This window comes from Paenibacillus pabuli, assembly GCF_039831995.1.
In the GTDB taxonomy this organism is placed as follows: domain Bacteria; phylum Bacillota; class Bacilli; order Paenibacillales; family Paenibacillaceae; genus Paenibacillus; species Paenibacillus pabuli_C.
This window is the reverse complement of record NZ_JBDOIO010000003.1, coordinates 2094073-2113087: the sequence shown is the minus strand read 5'-3', so window position 1 is coordinate 2113087 and position 19015 is coordinate 2094073. Positions and strand designations below refer to the sequence as shown.

Sequence of the window (19015 nt, the reverse complement as noted above, 5' to 3'; positions counted from 1 at the left end):
AATGTTGAGGAGGATGGAAGTTTTGACAATGATTATGTATCTGCTCCATATTATTGGAGCGCTGTCGATGGGATTCTATCTGATTTTGCCGTTCGTCGTTGGTAAAATCCGTACTTTGAATGCTTCGGCACAAGAGGGCGCATTTACATCGGTTCGTTCATTGAACCGCATCGCCCAGTATGGGTTGGTTATCCAGCTTCTTACAGGGGGCTACCTGATGACGAAGGGCGAATATTCCCACCTGTGGATGGGTGTTGTTGTGGTTTTATTGCTCGCAATCGCTGCCATTGGCGGTATTATGGGTAAACCGCTGCGTTTGGCAGCAGAAGGTGTGAAAAGCAACCGTGATGTGAGTCCTGAGCAGGGCAAGATTCGTACATTCAGTACAGTCCTGGCAGTACTCTTGCTGATTATGGTTTATCTTATGGTTGATCGTACGATCATCTAAAAATTAGACTTTAAGAGAATAGTCCGAGGTAGATCCAGCACAGGACCTAAAACGCTTGCATAACATATAGGACGAGCCTACAAAAGAATATTAGTCCTCAATGCATAATGAAAAAGACAACCTCATAGGGTTGTCTCTTTTTTTCTCCGTTTTGGACTAGGAAACGCTGACTGAATGGGCAAATACAGTGTTGCGGCCATTTCGTTTGGACTCGTATAATGCACTATCGGCATCCCGAAGCAATGATTCAAGTGAATCCGTGTCACTATTGTATTGGGCAACGCCGAAGCTTGAAGTAATGGGGACAAGACTTCCCTCCACATGAAGTGGATCATTCAGCAAAGCCACACGTAACTGCTCGGCTAGCTGCTTCCCATCCTGAAGAGTGGCATTCGGCAGGGCAATGACAAACTCTTCTCCGCCGTATCGGGCGAATACCATTTCAGAGTTCAAATAACGATTACATACAGAGACGACGTGAACAAGCGCTTGATCGCCAACTTCGTGTCCATAGGTGTCGTTGATCCGTTTGAAATGATCGATATCAAATAAAATAAACGATGCGGGCTGATGGCTAAGCTGCGCCTCATTCAGCAGTTCCCGCCCTTTATGCAGGAACTGCGTCCGGTTGTATATTTTGGTCAGACCGTCGAAATAAGCGAGCTGCTTCAATTGTTCTTGCAGAAACCGCTGCTCCGTTATGTCGATCAGCATGATCAGACTTCCAACGGCCTCTCCATTTTTGTTATACACATACGATGTTCTGACCTGATAACAGACCGTCTGCCTATGTAACTGCCAATACAGATCGGTCTGCAGGCCTTCCCTTCCGTATTCCACAGGAAAAGTTTCACCGGCCAGTGAAAGCCAGATATTGTTCAGCGGCTGTCCGACCATGCTTGTCTCAAGTTCAGGCAGCATATCACGCAACGCCTTGTTGTAATCGACCAGACGATTCGAACCATCCAGAACAATAACGCCCTCGCGCATACTCTCAAAGATACTGTCTTTGGCAATAGGGACGATGGTCAAAAGACGAGAAGACAGGATGGCCCAGATGTACATGGATGAAGTGATACACATGATCACCGGAACGGGATCCATTCCTCCTGGCGTCAGTCCCATTAAGTAGAGAAAGGCACCTGTCATCGGAATCAATTGAGAGGTGATCAATGTGAGCAGCTGACGGCGATACATTTTCTTGGTATGTTTCCATTGCGCAATCAGGATCAGACAGGCACATAACAGACATGAAAACGTAAATGCTCCGTGAACAACGTACCATTGACCAGCGGCAATATCCATCAGAGGAACAGAACTATCCGTTCGAAGCCATACTTTTTTGTAGAACAGATGATGATAGTCATTGGTAGCAACCATAAAGAGCGTGATCGTTGGAATGATAAACAGCGCGGCAGTCGCCTTTTTCGATAATGATTTACCCGTGTACTGGATCATCAGGATCAAACCGAGGGAGGCTGAGAAAGGCATGCCCATGTACTCCACGACCGTCCAGAATTTCATTTGTTCCAGTGTATTGCTGGCGAGCTCAATGGCATAACCAAAGGTGTAAACGGATAATGCAGCCGTATAGAGCATAAATACTTTGGCTCTTGAAATTTCCGCTCTTCTAAAATACGTGTAGACACACAAAAAAACATTCAGAACGGCTGAAGTGGTTACAAGGGATATATATGCATTAATGTGCGATTCCATTGTTTGGTCTCCATGTCAGATTGGAAATCTGTTATTTGAGATGCTTGGTCGAACGCAGGCTTTATAACGGGTAAAGATACTATAAACACATTTGTATACTGTACATTGTACATCAGCCCAAGCGGCATAGGAATACAATTTCCGTTTTGAAACGGGCATTCTCGAAAAATAATCGAATTGTGAGCAATCTGTAATTCAACCTATTTTCTGTTTGACCTTCAAAAGAGAGTGGTAAGTAAGTATCGAGGCAGCAGTAGTGAGTTTTGGATGATGTCAACTGCAGGAGGAATAATCTGCACTGTTCATGCCATCCTACAGAATGAGAAGTTAACAGCCGTTCATTTTGAGAGGAGAATGTGAAATGTCAACCAATACACAAACGCAAAAAACAATGCCAGCGCAGCATCAGGATCAGCGTCCCGGCATTGAATCGGAGATGCACCCTAAGCCGGAGTTTGAAAAACCGCAATATAAGGCAGCTGACAAATTGTTGGACAAAGTTGCCCTGATTACCGGAGGTGACAGTGGAATTGGACGTGCCGTTGCCGTTACGTATGCCAAAGAGGGTGCGGATGTAGCCATTGTATACCTGAGTGAACACAAGGATGCGGAAGAGACCAAACGTCAAGTGGAGCAGGAAGGACGCAAGTGTATCCTGATTGCCGGCGACATTGGGGATGTTTCATTTGCCAAGAAAGCCGTTCAGCAGACAGTAGAGCAGCTGGGTAAGCTGGATATTGTCGTTAACAATGCGGCCGAGCAGCACCCGCAGCAGCAGCTGGAAGATATTACGCCTGAACAACTGGAGCGGACATTCCGCACTAATATATTCGGGATGTTTTATGTCACACAGGCAGCCCTGCCACATCTGAAGCAAGGCAGCACGATCATCAACACAACGTCCATCACGGCCTATCGCGGAAGTCCAACCCTTCTCGATTATTCATCCACCAAAGGAGCGATCACGTCATTCACACGTTCCCTGTCCATGAATGTCATTGAGAAAGGCATTCGGGTAAATGCAGTAGCTCCAGGTCCAATCTGGACACCACTCATTCCATCGACATTTGATGAGAAAAAAGTGAGCGAGTTCGGTGCAACACAGCCGATGAAACGTCCTGGTCAACCGGATGAGCTGGCTCCTGCATACGTGTATCTTGCATCAGATGATTCATCTTATGTGAGTGGACAAGTCATGCACATCAACGGCGGCGAAGTGGTTAACGGATAAATTGAAGTTTAGTTTCACCTAGTATCTCAAATCAAATAACGAAGACGTATCGTTCGGCTGCTGCTGGACGCTACGTCTTTTTGCTATGGACAATGATTCCAAATTTCTATGCTGTGTTTACAAAAGTCAGGATCAGAAATGATAGTTACATGATATTCTTGATAAATGCACTTTTTGACTTCGTCGGCAAAGGCAGCCTCATGTCGTATCTTGTTTAACATAGAAACCGATTTGTCCCGAAGGCATCTGTGATATGATAGACGGAACATACACATCGGGGAGGATACAAACAACATCATGAAGATTAGCAAGCATAACGCAGCACATTACATATGGGGTGCACAATGTGATGGATGGCATCTCGTGCAGAACGAGGGTTTGAGCATTATTCATGAGCGCATGCCGGCAGGAACATCTGAAATACGTCACTACCATAACGTAAGCCGCCAATTCTTCTTCATCCTTAGCGGAGTCGCATGTATGGAACTGGATGGAACGGAATATACTCTTGAGCCGCATGAAGGACTGGAGATTCCACCAGGCGTGCCTCATCAGATGCAAAATACAAGTGCAAATGAAGTCGAGTTTCTGGTTGTTTCACTACCAAGTACACGTGGCGATCGGATAGAGTCAACTGACCTGTAATTGAGATTAACTAATAAAGGAAGAGATTAATGAGACCGTTTCGAGTTCGCCTTTCCATCATCATGATGATATTGATTGGTGTATCCGTCATTGTGGCTGGATATACGATGGGCAGAGTATTTAAAACGACACATACCACTGCACTGGAGCAAACGATGGTGCGTGAAATCAATTTGCTGAAGGCGACGTTTCCTTTCCACGATGCGACCGATCCAACCTCGGCAGAAACAAGAAAGTATTATTCGGATCGGGCAGGCGAGCTGGAGAAGCTGACCGATTCAAGAGTAACGTTTATTAATCGGGATGGAACGGTCATTGGTGATTCAGAGAGTGATCCTGCTACAATGGATAATCACTTGGACCGGGAAGAGATCAAGGGTGCAGTCGGAGATGGTTACGGCCAGTCCATTCGTTTTAGTGAGACGCTGGGGGAGGATATGTTATATGTCGCTCTGCCCGTGAACTCGGATCAAAGTGACATGGTAGAAGTGCCAGGCGGAAAATTCGATGGTTACATCCGATTATCTATGAGTTTGGCTGCGGTGGACCAGGGGTTGCAGCGTGGCTGGTTAATCATGTTTGTCGCCTTGGGACTGTTGTTCCTGATTGTGGCCCTTGTTAGTTATCGGGTTGCCCGGGGATTAACCTCACCGATCGAGCACATAACGAAGGTTGCACACCGGATTACCAAGCTGGAGTATGATGCCAGGGTAGAGGTAACACGCCGAGACGAAATTGGACAACTCGGACTGGCGATTAACGGAATGGCTGACAGTCTTCAGACCCAGCTCAAGACGATTCGGGATAATGAGGCATTACTTCAGAGTGTCCTGGCCAACATGGCCGGCGGGATTGTCATGATTGATGCGTCCCAATCCATTGCACTGGTAAACCGGGAAGCAGAGCGGATGCTGGGTATTCAGTCCGAGCGTGTGACAGGTAAACCCTATATCGAATTGAAGAAACATTATGAATTGACTCGGACGATTGAAGAAAGTGTAGCTGTTCAGGAGCGAATGCATGAAGAAGTGAGTATTTTTAACCCCGAGGAACGTCTGATTCGTATTGATGGTGTTCCGATGACTGAAGATGATGGCGGATACCGCGGGATGCTGTTCCTTTTGCAGGATGTTACGGCGATCCGCAGACTAGAGTCGATGCGCAGTGAATTCGTTGCGAATGTTTCCCATGAATTGAAGACTCCTGTGGCCGCAGTCAAAGGGTTTGCTGAGACCCTGCTTAGCGGGGGAGTGCAGGACAAAGAGACGGAACGGTCATTCTTGCAGATCATCTATGATGAAGGGGATCGATTAAACCGATTAATCGGGGATATTCTGGAGTTATCCAAAATAGAATCCAAGCGGGCGCCGCTGCAATGTTCTCCTGTGCATGTGCACTCCTTCTTCGAGATGGTTCTGGGTACACTATCCAAAGTGGCAGAGAAGAAGCAGATTCGCTTGCAGATGTTTGTTCCGGAGGAATTGTATATCGAAGCCGACGAGGATAAGATGAAACAGATTTTCATTAACCTGCTCTCGAACGGGATTAATTACACCCCTGAAGGGGGACGTGTCAAATTACAGGTGACGGTCGAACATGGTGAAGCCGAGGAACAGGTTGTATTTGCAGTATCTGACACCGGGATTGGTATTCCGAAGAAGGATCTGCCGCGCATTTTCGAACGTTTCTACCGGGTAGACAAGGGAAGATCGCGTAACTCTGGTGGTACCGGGCTTGGATTGTCCATTGTGAAACATCTGGTGGAGCTGCACCACGGCAAGTTATCGGTTGAGAGTGAACTTGGGATGGGGACCACGTTCAAGGTAATCCTGCCACTGATTCAGGATGAAGAAATCTAGGCCTGGAGAAGTGAATTGTAAAATCGAATAAATCGCTTTACACAGCGTTAACAAATAAGTGCTATGATATAAAAAGTGTTGTGGCAACAGACAACCTATAAGGAGAGAAGGGGTATCATGGCACAGCGTTTGCTAGTTATTGAAGATGAACCTACATTATCGAGATTACTTACGTACAACCTTACACAGGAAGGTTATGACGTTACCGCTGAGGATCATGGATCTTCAGGATATGACCGTGCAGTTTCCCAGGACTTTGATCTGATCCTGCTGGATTTGATGCTTCCAGGAATGAACGGTCTGGATATTCTGAACAAATTAAGAGTTCAGGGTGTGACTACACCCGTCATCATCCTTACAGCGAAGAACGGTGAAGCCGAGGTGGTACAGGGTCTGAAATCCGGAGCTGACGATTATATCACAAAGCCCTTTGGCGTTTCGGAGCTGCTTGCCAGAGTGGATGCCGTATTGAGACGATATTCCAATGGCGATGACCTGCCTCAACCAGAGGACAAGGACGGTTCTCGAATTGTACTGGGTGAACTTGAAATCTATCCACTGAAGTATGAAGTAACACTAGGTGGACAATCCATAAGTCTGCGTCCCAAAGAATTTGAAGTTCTGCTCTATTTGGCCAAGAAGCCAGGCGTTGTACTTACAAGGGATGACCTGATGAATGCAGTCTGGGGCTTTGATTATATTGGAGGCCAGCGCACCGTAGACGTGCATGTCAGTTCGTTACGTAAAAAGCTGGAGCTGGACCCGGAATCCGTACACATCGATTCCATTCGAGGTGTAGGTTATAAACTGGTTGTAAAAAGAAAAACTCCCCATCATTCAAGTTCGTAATGATCGGGGAGTTTTATTTTACTTTTAATTTACACAAACCTTTATTTTCCTTTACACAGAGGGAGTAGCATGAACTTGTCTGAGTGATTCTTAGGACCTACATAACCCATCTCAGGACGGAGCTCATACGTAAAGGAGATTGCGCATTTATGCCCATGTTGCTCGAAGTGAAGCCTGATCTACCCGCAGAAGATACATATAAGCATGAGGATGATTCGATTCGTTTGACTCAGAATGATCTTACAGAATTAACCCTCAACACTCAGGTGTCCATCCGGGACTACTGTCGTCAGGTTCCCATGGTCGGGGTGCATACCACCTGTGGAGAGGCTGCTGGCATGCTGAGTCAGGACCAAACTTATCCATGTGTTGTATTGGGCGATGATCAGGATCGCCCGCAGGGGTTGTTAATGCGGGAGACATTGTATCGAATACTCAATGGACGTTTCGCCGCGGATTTGTTTTATCGCAAGCCCATATCGCATGTTGCTGATTCATCTCCGGTGGTTGTGGATGTACAAGCGGATGCGTCAGAAGTTATTGATGTAGCTTTGTCACGAAGTGAGGAGCACTTCTATGATTGCATCATTATAACGGAGGAGAACAGGCTGCTTGGCGTGCTGACGATGCGTGATCTCATGTCCCTTTCCAGAAGGATGCAGCAAGCGGCTGGAGAAGAGCGCGTTCAGACCATTACAGAGAGCCAAAAAGAGATATCCCGCATTCATGAGTCGATCACGAAACTGGTTCAATCCGCAGGAAATACAGAAGAAGAAGCGAAACGGATTATTCACTTGTCTGAGCAGGGCTCAAGCAGTCTTATGCGGGTTGAGGCTTCGTATAACCGCGTACATCAGCACATGGGAGGACAACGCCAGCATGCAAATGATATGCTGACCTCGATAGAAACCGGAGCGGGAATGGCTCGTTCCATTCGTTCTCTAGCAGATCAAAGTGCATTGCTTGCCATGAATGCTTCAATTGAAGCAGCTCACGCTGGCGACTACGGGCGGGGCTTCCAAGTGGTTGCTGGTGAAATTCGAGCCTTAGCCAAACAAACCCGTGAGGTTGCGGGAGATATGTCCTCTTTGCTCGAGGGGATCGGCGAACTAACCAGACAAACCGTTGAACTGGTTCGTGCCAGTGCTGCTGAAATTGACGACAGCTCCGTACATGTTACTGAAGGGAGTGCAGCATTTAACCGGCTAAACATCGCCGTGGAAGGCATGTTGCATATCGCCGCCAATATTGCAGAGGAAGGCAAGCAGACTGGAGAAGTGGCGGATTATATACGGAGAAAACTGGAGGCTATGGTTTCCGGGGAAGAAATTTAAACAACTATAGACATCATTTACCATCTATGATCGCGTTCCGAGAAGGTCATGGCTTGTGAAGGATGTCTTTTTACATTCCGTTAACATGAAAGTGATACTGTTTTTACAATGAGAAGGTAGGATATTAAGGATGACCGAGAAGCATAAGATTATTGATTAGGCCTCGGCCTCAACGTAAAGGGAGCTTGGTTTGTCCCTCCAGCGAAGGAGAAGTGAACATCCATGAAGGAACTCATTCACATTGAAGGACTTAATTTGTACTATGATACGCATCATGCGCTTAAAAATATATCGATGGACCTGCCGGAGCGGACCGTAACTGCATTCATCGGACCATCAGGTTGTGGTAAATCCACGTTGCTCCGCACATTAAACCGGATGAATGACATGATTCCGGGAGTACGTGTCGAAGGACAAGTTTTGCTTGACGGGTCGGATATCTACAGTAACGAAATTGAAGTTGAAACGCTGCGTAAACGAGTGGGCATGGTGTTTCAACAACCCAACCCTTTTCCAAAATCAATCTATGATAACGTAGCTTACGGCCCGCGCTTGCACGGTGTAACCCAGAAGGCGGAGCTGGACCAGTTGGTTGAGCAAAGTCTTTTACATGCTGCATTGTGGGATGAAGTCAAGGATGTACTCAAGAAATCGGCACTCAGTTTGTCCGGCGGACAACAGCAGCGTCTCTGTATTGCACGAGCCCTTGCGGTACAGCCTGATGTATTGCTGATGGATGAAGCAACTTCGGCACTGGATCCAATCTCCACATTGAAGATAGAGGAACTGGTCAAGGAATTGCACCATAAGTACACCATCGTCATGGTAACCCACAACATGCACCAGGCTGCTCGGGTATCGGGTAAGACCGTATTCTTCCTGAATGGAGAAGTTGTGGAGGCCGCTGATACAGAAACGCTGTTCTCCACGCCCCAGGATTCCCGAACCGAGGATTATATATCCGGACGGTTCGGTTAAGCAAGCTGAATTCGAACGAACCCGGCGTATCCGGAGATGATGGACAAGGGGGACATGGAAACCTATGATTCGCAGGAAAGAATTTGATCAGGAGCTTGAAGAGCTACGCATTTTGCTTCGGCAAATGGGTGAGCATGTAGGAACGGCATTGGATGGTGCCATTGAGAGTTTACGGACATTGGATGCCGAGAAAGCTCAGGTCATCATCAAGAATGATGCGAATCTGAATGCACTGGAAGACAAAATCATGGAACTGGGCTCCAAGCTGATTATTACCCAGCAGCCAGTCGCGAAGGATTTGCGTCGCATTATTGTGGCGTTCAAGATCTCGAGTGACCTCGAGCGTATGGGCGATCTCGCCCTGGACGTTGCCAAAGTTACGCTTCGTATGGAAGGCCAGGAGCTGATTAAACCACTAGTGGATATCCCACGGATGGCGGAAATCGTCAAAGAGATGATTGATGAATCCATCGAGTCATTCCTGAAAGAGAATACGGATCTGGCTTACAAAATGGCACAAACGGATGATCAGGTTGACCAACTGTACAGTCACATGATTGGCGACCTATACAGTTTCATGACCTCTAATCCAACTCAGGCCTCTCAGGCCATGCTGCTCATGTTGGTAGGACGGTATATTGAACGCATAGGTGATCATGCAACCAACATTGGGGAGAGCACGGTTTATCTGGTAACAGGTAAGCGTCCGGATTTGAACCAATAATCATTAACAGCAAATCATTGGAATTGGGGACGATTTGCTGCGAAAATAGGGGACTTTCTCCCGACAGCCTGCAAGCGACAGGCTGTCTGCGGAGAGAGTTCTTTTTTTGCTGGATGGAATGTGAAAAAAATGCCCGATCTTTTTTGTTGTGACAGGTGTGTATGTTATCATGAGAGTAGATGTACTTGAGGGTTTGACCATACGATACGTGAGGTGCTGGAATGGAAAAGTTTATTCTCATAGATGGAAATAGCATTATTTACCGGGCGTTTTTTGCAATGCCTCCTCTGACCAACTCAAAAGGACTGCATACCAATGCGGTGTATGGCTTCACCACTATGCTGCTCCGATTGCTGGAGGAGCATAAGCCGACACATGTCATGGTGGCATTTGATGCCGGCAAAGTCACTTTCCGTCACGAAGGGTATCAGGAGTATAAAGGTGGCCGTGAAAAAACACCTCCTGAGCTGTCAGAACAGTTTCCATTACTCAAGGAATTGCTTCAGGGACTGGGTATTGCCCAGTTTGAGCTGGCTGGGTTTGAAGCGGACGACATCATCGGAACGTTAACCAAACGCGCAGACGAGGCCGGGAGACAGGTATTGGTTGTATCGGGTGACAAGGATATGCTGCAGCTAGCCTCCGAACATGTGCACATCGGACTCACGCGCAAAGGGGTAACGGAAATCGAACTGTATGACCCTGCTCAGATTAAGGAACGTTACGGTCTGACTCCACTACAGATCATCGATCTCAAAGGCCTCATGGGCGATGCATCGGATAATATTCCGGGTATTCCGGGAGTTGGAGAGAAGACAGCGTTGAAACTTCTGCATCAATTCGGTTCTGTCGAGGAAGTATTGAACGGCACAGGTGAATTGAAAGGTAAAATGAAAGAGAAGATTGAAGCGCACGCCGAAGATGCCAGGATGAGCAAACAGCTGGCGACCATTCACCGCGAAGTGCCACTGGAGCAAACCTGGGATGACATGCAGTTTGCTGGGTTAAAGGAAGAGCAGGCAGGGCCAGCACTGGCCAAGCTTGAATTCAAATCCTTGCTTGAACGCTTGTCATTCAGTGGTCATGCAGGTTCTGCAGCAGAAGCCGTACCCGCTGCTGAAGTGAAATCCACCATTGCTACCGAAGAAACGATTGGGGAGCTGTTTGGCTCCCTGGAATCCATTGATGTACTCCATGTGGAGACCCATGGTGATAATCCGCATCAAGCGAAGTTGATTGGGGTAGCGATTGGATCAGGCGAGACGTATGTCTACCTGTCACCCGAAGTATTAAACGCTGAAGCTGCGGCTCCGGTGCGCGAATGGCTTGGCCATCCAGACAAGCCCAAACGTGGTTATGATCTGCATCGAATCGATCTGGCTCTGCATGCACATGGCCTTGAATTCGCAGGAGCATCCTTCGATGTGCAGCTTGCTGCCTACTTGCTTGATCCGACGGAATCCAATCAGACGATTAGCGGCTTGACTTCGAAATATGGTTTGCCTTCCCTGGTTGAAGACGACACGGTTATGGGCAAAGGTGCAAAATACAAGGTGCCTGATGCAGAAATACTGGGCGATTTCCTGTGCCGCAAGGCTGCTGCCGTGGCTGCCATTATTCCTCTTCAGGAGCAGGCACTTGAGAACGATGAGATGAACGCGCTCTTTCACGAATTGGAGATGCCGTTATCACGCATTCTGGCAGACATGGAGAAACAGGGGATTAAAGCCAATACAGCAGATCTGCAGGCCTTGGGCCGTGAGTTCGAGGAACAGATCAGCAGGCTGATGGCGGAGATTTACCGACTTTCCGGTACGGAATTCAATCTGAATTCCCCAAGACAATTAGGTGAGATTTTATTTGATAAGCTAGGCCTTCCTGTGGTGAAAAAAACCAAAACAGGTTACTCTACCGATGCCGAAGTATTGGAGAAACTGGCTCCTTATCATGACGTGGTACAGCTGATTCTTCAATACCGTCAGCTTGCGAAGCTGCAGTCCACCTATGTAGAGGGTCTCCTCAAGGAAATTTCGGAAAGGGACGGCAAAGTTCATACATTTTACCGGCAGACGATTGCTGCGACAGGGCGTCTCAGCAGCCAGTTTCCGAACTTGCAGAACATTCCGATCCGTCTGGAAGAAGGCCGCAAAATCCGGAAGGTGTTTGTTCCTTCCGAGCCAGGCTGGTCCATTTTGGCGGCCGACTATTCCCAGATTGAACTGCGTGTACTCGCCCATATCTCGGATGACGAACGGCTCAAGGAAGCATTTCTTCATGACATGGATATTCATACCAAGACAGCGTCTGACGTATTCGGAGTGAAAGCCGAAGAGGTGGACAGCGACATGCGTCGTTCGGCCAAGGCCGTTAACTTCGGAATCGTGTATGGCATCAGCGACTACGGGTTGTCCCAAAACCTGAACATTACCCGAAAAGAGGCTGCCCAGTTTATCGATCAGTACTTTGAAGTGTTCCAGGGTGTTCGTCGATATATGGACGATATTGTGAAGGAAGCACGCCAGGATGGCTTTGTCAAAACGCTGCTTGAACGCCGCCGCTACCTGCCGGAAATTAATGCAAGCAATTTTAACCTGCGTTCCTTCGCTGAGCGTACAGCCATGAATACCCCGATCCAGGGAACGGCTGCTGATATTATCAAGCTTGCCATGGTGCAGATGGATGAAGCGCTGCGTGAACGCAATTTGAAGAGCCGCATGCTGCTTCAGGTCCATGACGAACTTGTATTCGAAGTGCCTGCAGATGAGCTGGAGCTGATGAAGGAGCTTGTGCCTTCCGTTATGGAAAAAGCATTGGAGCTCTCTGTACCGCTCAAGGCAGAAGTCAGTTTCGGGGAAAACTGGTACGAAGCCAAGTAACGATCCGGAGCGGATTTCCGTTATTTTACAAACATATCCTTGCAATGATTCGACACAAGAAGGGGTCCCGCTGAAGCTCAACTTCCGTTATAATATAGGGGAGGTGAGAACATCATGCCGGAATTACCGGAAGTCGAAACAGTCAGAAGAACATTGAATCAGCTTGTTGTAGGTAAGACTATTGAACGCGTAACTGTTAGCTTGCCGCGCATCATTCAGCGGCCGGACGATATAGATGCATTTGCACTGGAACTCGCAGGACACACCATAACCGGAGTAGAGCGCAGAGGAAAGTTTTTACGAATTTTGTTGGACGGGCTGGTACTGGTCTCCCATCTGCGGATGGAGGGCAGATACGGCGTATACGACCAGCACGAGGAAGTGGAGAAGCATACGCATGTGATTTTTCACTTCACGGATGGTACGGAATTGAGATACAAGGATGTACGTCAGTTTGGGACTATGCATCTATTTGCAGCTGGAGAAGAGCTTGTATCCAAACCATTGTTGAAGCTTGGTCTTGAGCCGCTGGATCCGGCATTTACCGTGACCGCATTTCGTGAGGCTGTTGGTAAGCGGACGACCAAAATCAAGGCTGTATTGTTAAATCAGGCATATGTTGTTGGCATCGGGAATATTTATGTGGACGAAGCCCTTTTTCGCGCAGGCATTCACCCCGAAACCATTGCCAAGACGTTGACTGAAGCCCAATTGACGGTACTGCACGAGGCGATTGTAGCTACGCTGCAGGATGCCGTGAATGCAGGCGGGTCTTCCATCAAATCGTATGTTAATGGACAAGGCGAGATGGGCATGTTTCAGCATCAACTGAAAATCTATGGTCGCAAATCCGAGCCTTGTACAACATGCGGTACATTGATTGAGAAAAGCGTTGTTGGTGGACGTGGGACGCACTACTGTCCGAAATGCCAACCATTAAACTAAACCAATGAAGATATAAATTGAACTTGTCGTTTACACGCTAGCGGAGAGGACAGGGTCGAAAGCTTATTCTGTCTTCGTAGTAATAAGTGTAAGCTGCAAGCTTGAATTTGTATCAAATGAACGAAATGATTAAAACGTAGCACCCATGGATTACTCCCTCCATATACTGATATGGCAGAAATAAGCGGGCGAATACCTACTTGAAACGGTAGGTAGAAACAAGTTCCCGCACAGGGGAGGAATCCGGGGTGCTGCATCATTTTATTTCATTGCTGGCGCTTGCTTTGGCGCTTAGTTTAGATGGTTTTGGTGTTGGGATTACATATGGGCTGCGCAGGACGAAGATCCCGCTGTTATCCATTGCTGTAATTTCCATTTGTTCAGGACTGGTCATTGCATTGTCCATGCAAGTGGGAGTTCTGTTATCCCATGTGGTATCTCCTGATGTGGCTTCATTCGTTGGTGCAGTTATTCTGATTGCCATCGGCGCGTGGTCATTAATACAGTTGATTCGCAAGCAGGGAAAGGACCGCCTTGAATCGGAAGAGGGAACAGAAGCAATCGGGGACAAACAGCAAACAATTGACGAAACGCTGGTCAAAGGTCGAAATCAAGTGCTCGCACTTGATCTTGAACCATCTGCATCTGGCGGCTCGCTGGAACGCATGGTATTCACACTGGAGCTGCGGAAATTAGGCGTTGTCATTCAAATATTACGCAGCCCTTCCAAGGCGGATATGGACAATTCAGGCAGTATCTCCGCGCAGGAGGCGATGTGGCTGGGAATCGCTCTGTCACTGGATGCTTTCGGTGCAGGACTCGGAGCTGCTTTGCTCGGTTTCCCCACATTGTGGACTGCGCTTGTCATCGCGCTGTTCAGTGGTGCATTTCTGTTAATAGGCATGAAAGTCGGATTGCGTTTCTCAGCTCTGCGTTGGATGCAAAGACTGTCCGTGCTGCCTGCGTTGTTGCTTATGATTATGGGAATAATGAAGCTGTTATGAGGTGAAACGATGAATATTGGCTTAACCGGCGGGATCGCAACGGGAAAGAGCAGTGTTTCCGCCCTACTTGCCAGTAAGGGAGCGCTGTTGGTCGACGCAGACGTGATTGCCCGGGAGGTCATGATGCCCGGGCATCCCGTTTTGGCTGCCGCTGTACAGCGGTTTGGACAAGCCATATTAAATGAAGATGGAACACTGGATCGGAAAAAGCTGGGGAGCATTGTGTTTCAGAATCCGGAAGAGCGCAAAGCGCTCGAAGCAATCACACATCCGGCTATCCGCCAGGAGATGCGGGAGCGCGCTGCTGCATATGAAGAGGCCTATCCGGACAAGCTTGTGGTATCGGATATTCCTTTATTGTTTGAATCCGGTCTTGAAAAAGAGTTTGATGAGGTTGTGGTTGTTTACGTACCTCGATCCGTGCAGCGGGAGCGGCTGATGAATCGGGATGGAATGACAGAGGAACAGGCTGACGCCCGTATTAATGCGCAGATGGATATTGAACATAAGAAGCAGCGTGCTGAAGTAGTCATTGACAACAGCGGCTTATGGTCGGAGACGGAGCAGCAGGTTATTTCATTTTTGCATCATAAGGGTCTGATATGAAGCTATTGCGCAAGAAACGGGTACTGCTGTTGATGTTTGTTTCATTTGTATTGGTGCTGTTCCTGAATACAAACTGGATGGCGTGGTTTTATCCGATTCATTACAAGGAAGAGATTCGTGCGCAGTCTCAGAGCTATGAAGTAGACCCTTTTCTGATCGCTTCCATCATCAAGGTGGAAACTAACTTCAAGACAAGCAAAGAATCCAGAAGAGGTGCCATCGGGCTGATGCAGCTGATGCCGGATACGGCCAACTGGATCATGGAGCAGGCTAAAATTCCGGGGACCTCATTAGAGGAACTGAAGCATGAACCCGAGAGGAATATTCAGCTTGGGACATGGTACCTCCGCAACCTCTCAGAACAGTTTGATGGCAATGAAACGGCCATGATCGCTGCATATAATGCCGGACCAGGCAAAGTAAGTGGATGGCTAAGAGATGGTGTGTGGGACGGCTCCTTCGAGACGGTCAAAGATATTCCTTTTGGAGAAACCCGGCACTATGTACAACGAGTCATTTATTATTATAATCAGTATGTAAAGATCTATAATACGTTCTAATGGCTGATCGCTCGGATTGTATGCGGTCGTCTAAAGTAAAATCGGTTTGAATGAATTTTGATATGGTTTGTCTTATTTAATAGTAGAAGCACAGAGCAGGCCGGTTTTCACCGGCCGCTCCATGCTCCTCTGTGTAACGTATTACGATGCAGATATTATTGGTATTGACCTGCCAATTGCTGTTCTGCAATTGTTACCAGACGTTTCGTGATGTATCCACCGATCGAACCGTTCTCGTAAGAAGTCATGTTACCTTGGTATCCGTCTTGTGGGATGCTGATTCCGAGTTCTTGAGCAACTTCATATTTCAATTGCTCCAGTGCTGCGGAAGCGCGAGTTACTACCAAGTTGTTGGAGTTACCGTTGCTGTTTTGGGCCATTGCTGTTCACCTCCTCGCGGTTGGTAAAAGTATTATGTGTCTTCAATACAATTTTCATAACTAGAAATAACAGGGAATTTATGGCAAAAGAAAAACATGGGAAGTGATCTGAATTGAAATGTCCTTATTGCGCCTATCTAGGCACAAAAGTGCTGGATTCTAGGCCTGCTAATGAATCGAAATCCATCCGCCGCCGTCGTGAGTGCGAGCAGTGCAGTCGCCGTTTTACAACGTTTGAGATGGTCGAAGAGACACCGCTGATCGTCATCAAGAAAGATGGCAGTCGTGAAGAGTTTAGTCGCGACAAGATCCTCCGTGGTCTTATACGGGCCTGTGAGAAACGTCCAGTCTCAGTAGAGACGCTGGAGATGATGGTTTCCGAAGTGGAGAAGTCACTGCGTAACACAGCTGAAGCTGAAGTGGAAAGCCGCCAGATTGGTGAGCTGTTGATGGAGCAGTTGTTTCCGGTTGATGAAGTGGCCTATGTGCGCTTCGCTTCCGTGTATCGCCAATTCAAAGACATCAATATGTTCATGAAAGAATTGAAATCGTTGTTGTCCAAAGAAGACCTCGACGATTAAAGAAGTGGATTATGGGAGAAGAGCAGTCTGAGCTTGTATTATGAGTGTCTTGTCTGTACAGAGGTTGTTCTTCTCCAAACACTTTGCGTTCTGAAAAAGATATTGACAGCTTAAGCTGCATTTTATATGATATAGGAGTCGCCTGTGAAACTGAACAGAAGCGGACAAGTACATATATATAATGTGGGGCCTTAGCTCAGCTGGGAGAGCGCATCGCTGGCAGCGATGAGGTCAGGGGTTCGATCCCCCTAGGCTCCATACTCGAAAACCTCTTGGATACCAAGAGGTTTTTTGCTTTTTATGGGTCTCTATTCTCGGTGTCTGGTGCCGAAATGGAGCCAACGAATATTTGTTTTATCCGTTGACTGCATTTTAGGCTGGAGCACTGGACGCTCTTCCCATAATGGTTCGGTGCGACAGGGTATAAGGTGGCTCACTGCGGTGATTCCCCCTTCGATTTTATGTAAACGATTTAATTTGTTATAGACAATAGCATAAGACAGATGGTATATTGTTTCTCTAAGAAACAATATACTCTTTACTGAACACTAAAAATCGTGGCAATACTGACTAAATGTGCTCAAGGCTCAAGGATGTGATCTTTTGGATGCTTGAGCAACATGAAAGGGATGGGATGAGTATGAACCGCAGTGAGACAACGATTGAATCATTTGACGGAACACAGCTTTATTTCAGCAAGGATATGGCTGATGATGCGAAGGCAGCCGTGGTCATTGTTCATGGACTTTGTGAGCATGCCGGGCGCTATGATGAATTGACGGAGCAATTAAACAAACGACGTTTTAACGTATATCGATTCGACCATCGTGGTCATGCGAGATCGGAAGGAAAGCGTACGTTCTATAGTGATTTTCACCAAATCATCGAGGATGTGAATGTCGTAGTTGACAGGGCATTGCAAGAAAGCAGTGACCTCCCAGTATTTGTAATCGGACATAGCATGGGTGGCTTTGCAACCGCATCATTTGGCACGAAATATCCAGGCAAGGTCAAAGGCATTGTTTTATCAGGAGCACTTACCCGTTACAATACGAAGGTTGCTGGTGAACTGCCGCTTGATCTTCCTACAGGGACGTATTTCCCGAATGAGCTTGGCAGCGGCGTATGCAGCGACCCTGAGGTTGTATCCGCTTACGCAATTGACCCGCTGGTAGAAAAACAAATTTCTGTGGATCTGTTTAATAGCCTGGGGAATGGCGTGGCGTGGTTAAAAGAACATGCCAAGCAGTTTGTAGACCCGGTGCTGGTTCTGCATGGAGCAAACGATGGGCTGGTGAGCGAGCAGGATTCACGTGACTTTTACGGTGACATTGCCTCGACTGACAAAACGTTGAAGATCTATGCACATCTCATGCATGAAATATTTAATGAACCGACTAGACATGAGGTCATAGAAGAAGCAATTACATGGATTGAAAAACAAATCTGATTTCAGTAGAGTAAAAGAAAGAGAATCTGAAAATGAAAGGGATTACTCATGAAATTAGATTGGATGGGCGACCATCGGACACTGATTGAGAAAATTATCAAGTACGGCAATGCATATTCGAATACGTACAAGCTGCAGCGAAGCTATGGTACGGACGTTATGTTCTCCGCCTCGCAGATCCAGACCCTGGAATATATTCTGGAAGCAGAGGATAAGGAAGAGAAGATGTCGGAAATGGCCGCACGTTTGGGCGTTAGCCGCAGCACATTTTCCAAGAACGTGAAGAATCTGACGGAAAAAGGCTTGCTCGAAAAATATCATTTAAGCGGCAACCGCAAAGACATCTACGTCAAACCTTCGGCGAAAGGGCGCGAGGTATATGCAAAGTATACTGAATTTGTCCGTGAGCTTTGCTTTGACGATATCTTTAGGCATGCTGACCAAATTTCTACAGCCGACAAGGAGAGTTTTATTCGCATTATGGATCTGTTCGCTGATGTGCTGGTTTGGTATGGTGAAAAGGAACAGGAACCACGCAAACTCATTAAAATTGATCCGGGCAGCGATTAAATTCTAGAGTTATCGATGTGATTCCATCGTTCGGGTCAGCTTGTAATGGATTGTGCCCTAACAAAAGGGAATTTTCTTTCAAGGTATTTAGTTTGAAGGAAAATTCCCTTTTTGTATAAATGAAGCGAAGCGATATTTTCACATATACCTCGTTGATATGACACCAATTCAATCAGAAGCACGAAACTCAAAATTCAGGCTCCAGCCCATTCCCTCCGCGAATGTACTTCATACAGTATAAGGTGCCTAATATCGTATG

Annotated in this window: 18 protein-coding genes and 1 tRNA gene; 17 read left to right on the top strand and 2 right to left on the bottom strand. The window is 47.2% G+C overall.

The features are described 5' to 3' along the window. The first annotated feature begins 22 nt into the window (after positions 1–22). Positions 23–448, top strand: coding sequence for a hypothetical protein (locus ABGV42_RS11455; protein ID WP_347381765.1), 426 nt, complete (start codon positions 23–25; stop codon positions 446–448). 156 nt (positions 449–604) lie between these two features. Here the strand turns inward: ABGV42_RS11455 and ABGV42_RS11450 are convergent, their stop codons facing one another. Beyond that, a complete protein-coding gene (locus tag ABGV42_RS11450) occupies positions 605–2164 on the bottom strand; it encodes a histidine kinase N-terminal 7TM domain-containing diguanylate cyclase (RefSeq protein WP_347381764.1) in 1560 nt (519 codons plus the stop codon). A gap of 361 nt (positions 2165–2525) precedes the next feature. Between ABGV42_RS11450 and ABGV42_RS11445 the strand changes: the two genes are divergently transcribed. From ABGV42_RS11445 to ABGV42_RS11390, 12 genes are all read left to right on the top strand, one after another. Then, entirely contained in the window at positions 2526–3395 is an 870-nt protein-coding gene (locus ABGV42_RS11445; RefSeq protein ID WP_347381763.1) for an SDR family oxidoreductase, read from the top strand. 297 nt (positions 3396–3692) lie between these two features. Beyond that, positions 3693–4040 (top strand): cupin domain-containing protein, encoded by a 348-nt coding sequence (locus tag ABGV42_RS11440; protein ID WP_347381762.1) that lies wholly within the window; start codon positions 3693–3695, stop codon positions 4038–4040. Between the two features lie 29 nt (positions 4041–4069). Further along, the gene (gene pnpS, locus ABGV42_RS11435; protein ID WP_347381761.1) at positions 4070–5899 is read left to right on the top strand and encodes a two-component system histidine kinase PnpS; all 1830 of its coding nucleotides are present in this window, start codon (positions 4070–4072) and stop codon (positions 5897–5899) included. Between the two features lie 117 nt (positions 5900–6016). Next, positions 6017–6748, top strand: coding sequence for a response regulator transcription factor (locus tag ABGV42_RS11430; RefSeq protein ID WP_095288117.1), 732 nt, complete (start codon positions 6017–6019; stop codon positions 6746–6748). Between the two features lie 149 nt (positions 6749–6897). Then, positions 6898–8082 (top strand): methyl-accepting chemotaxis protein, encoded by a 1185-nt coding sequence (locus tag ABGV42_RS11425; RefSeq protein WP_347381760.1) that lies wholly within the window; start codon positions 6898–6900, stop codon positions 8080–8082. 222 nt (positions 8083–8304) lie between these two features. Beyond that, positions 8305–9060, top strand: coding sequence for a phosphate ABC transporter ATP-binding protein PstB (gene pstB, locus ABGV42_RS11420; protein WP_347381759.1), 756 nt, complete (start codon positions 8305–8307; stop codon positions 9058–9060). Positions 9061–9124: 64 nt separating this feature from the next. After that, positions 9125–9784 carry a phosphate signaling complex protein PhoU gene (phoU, locus tag ABGV42_RS11415; protein ID WP_347381758.1) on the top strand — a complete coding sequence of 220 codons (660 nt, stop codon included), beginning with the start codon at positions 9125–9127 and terminating at the stop codon, positions 9782–9784. Positions 9785–10005: 221 nt separating this feature from the next. Further along, a complete protein-coding gene (gene polA / locus ABGV42_RS11410) occupies positions 10006–12660 on the top strand; it encodes a DNA polymerase I (RefSeq protein WP_347381757.1) in 2655 nt (884 codons plus the stop codon). Between the two features lie 114 nt (positions 12661–12774). Beyond that, the gene (gene mutM, locus ABGV42_RS11405) at positions 12775–13605 is read left to right on the top strand and encodes a DNA-formamidopyrimidine glycosylase (protein ID WP_347381756.1); all 831 of its coding nucleotides are present in this window, start codon (positions 12775–12777) and stop codon (positions 13603–13605) included. Between the two features lie 248 nt (positions 13606–13853). After that, a complete protein-coding gene (locus ABGV42_RS11400) occupies positions 13854–14609 on the top strand; it encodes a manganese efflux pump (RefSeq protein WP_347381755.1) in 756 nt (251 codons plus the stop codon). Between the two features lie 9 nt (positions 14610–14618). Continuing rightward, positions 14619–15215: a dephospho-CoA kinase gene (coaE, locus tag ABGV42_RS11395; RefSeq protein ID WP_347381754.1), complete on the top strand. Its 597-nt coding sequence runs from the start codon at positions 14619–14621 to the stop codon at positions 15213–15215. Next, the gene (locus tag ABGV42_RS11390; protein ID WP_175399659.1) at positions 15212–15775 is read left to right on the top strand and encodes a lytic transglycosylase domain-containing protein; all 564 of its coding nucleotides are present in this window, start codon (positions 15212–15214) and stop codon (positions 15773–15775) included. The genes coaE and ABGV42_RS11390 overlap by 4 nt, the downstream gene beginning before the upstream one ends. Before the next feature lie 155 nt (positions 15776–15930). Here ABGV42_RS11390 and ABGV42_RS11385 read toward each other — a convergent pair whose 3' ends face one another. Then, positions 15931–16155 carry an alpha/beta-type small acid-soluble spore protein gene (locus ABGV42_RS11385; RefSeq protein ID WP_095288108.1) on the bottom strand — a complete coding sequence of 75 codons (225 nt, stop codon included), beginning with the start codon at positions 16153–16155 and terminating at the stop codon, positions 15931–15933. 113 nt (positions 16156–16268) lie between these two features. Between ABGV42_RS11385 and nrdR the strand changes: the two genes are divergently transcribed. The 4 genes from nrdR (at position 16269) to ABGV42_RS11365 (ending at position 18756) form a co-directional block, all read left to right on the top strand. Beyond that, complete coding sequence (nrdR, locus tag ABGV42_RS11380) at positions 16269–16736, top strand: transcriptional regulator NrdR (protein ID WP_095288107.1); 468 nt, start codon at positions 16269–16271, stop codon at positions 16734–16736. 185 nt (positions 16737–16921) lie between these two features. After that, positions 16922–16994, top strand: a tRNA-Ala gene (locus tag ABGV42_RS11375). Between the two features lie 382 nt (positions 16995–17376). Beyond that, positions 17377–18186, top strand: a complete 810-nt coding sequence (locus ABGV42_RS11370; protein ID WP_347383210.1) for an alpha/beta hydrolase — start codon at positions 17377–17379, stop codon at positions 18184–18186. 48 nt (positions 18187–18234) lie between these two features. Then, positions 18235–18756, top strand: coding sequence for a MarR family winged helix-turn-helix transcriptional regulator (locus tag ABGV42_RS11365; protein WP_347381753.1), 522 nt, complete (start codon positions 18235–18237; stop codon positions 18754–18756). Positions 18757–19015 lie beyond the last annotated feature (259 nt).

Excerpts from the sequence above, each read along its gene's own strand:
- ABGV42_RS11385 (WP_095288108.1), bottom strand. The coding sequence starts at position 16,155 with ATGGCCCAAAACAGCAACGGTAACTCCAACAACTTGGTAGTAACTCGC.
- phoU (WP_347381758.1), top strand. The coding sequence starts at position 9,125 with ATGATTCGCAGGAAAGAATTTGATCAGGAGCTTGAAGAGCTACGCATT.
- coaE (WP_347381754.1), top strand. The coding sequence starts at position 14,619 with ATGAATATTGGCTTAACCGGCGGGATCGCAACGGGAAAGAGCAGTGTT.
- ABGV42_RS11370 (WP_347383210.1), top strand. The coding sequence starts at position 17,377 with ATGAACCGCAGTGAGACAACGATTGAATCATTTGACGGAACACAGCTT.
- ABGV42_RS11430 (WP_095288117.1), top strand. The coding sequence starts at position 6,017 with ATGGCACAGCGTTTGCTAGTTATTGAAGATGAACCTACATTATCGAGA.
- ABGV42_RS11440 (WP_347381762.1), top strand. The coding sequence starts at position 3,693 with ATGAAGATTAGCAAGCATAACGCAGCACATTACATATGGGGTGCACAA.
- pnpS (WP_347381761.1), top strand. The coding sequence starts at position 4,070 with ATGAGACCGTTTCGAGTTCGCCTTTCCATCATCATGATGATATTGATT.
- ABGV42_RS11365 (WP_347381753.1), top strand. The coding sequence starts at position 18,235 with ATGAAATTAGATTGGATGGGCGACCATCGGACACTGATTGAGAAAATT.
- ABGV42_RS11450 (WP_347381764.1), bottom strand. The coding sequence starts at position 2,164 with ATGGAATCGCACATTAATGCATATATATCCCTTGTAACCACTTCAGCC.
- ABGV42_RS11390 (WP_175399659.1), top strand. The coding sequence starts at position 15,212 with ATGAAGCTATTGCGCAAGAAACGGGTACTGCTGTTGATGTTTGTTTCA.
- mutM (WP_347381756.1), top strand. The coding sequence starts at position 12,775 with ATGCCGGAATTACCGGAAGTCGAAACAGTCAGAAGAACATTGAATCAG.
- ABGV42_RS11445 (WP_347381763.1), top strand. The coding sequence starts at position 2,526 with ATGTCAACCAATACACAAACGCAAAAAACAATGCCAGCGCAGCATCAG.
- pstB (WP_347381759.1), top strand. The coding sequence starts at position 8,305 with ATGAAGGAACTCATTCACATTGAAGGACTTAATTTGTACTATGATACG.
- ABGV42_RS11425 (WP_347381760.1), top strand. The coding sequence starts at position 6,898 with ATGCCCATGTTGCTCGAAGTGAAGCCTGATCTACCCGCAGAAGATACA.
- polA (WP_347381757.1), top strand. The coding sequence starts at position 10,006 with ATGGAAAAGTTTATTCTCATAGATGGAAATAGCATTATTTACCGGGCG.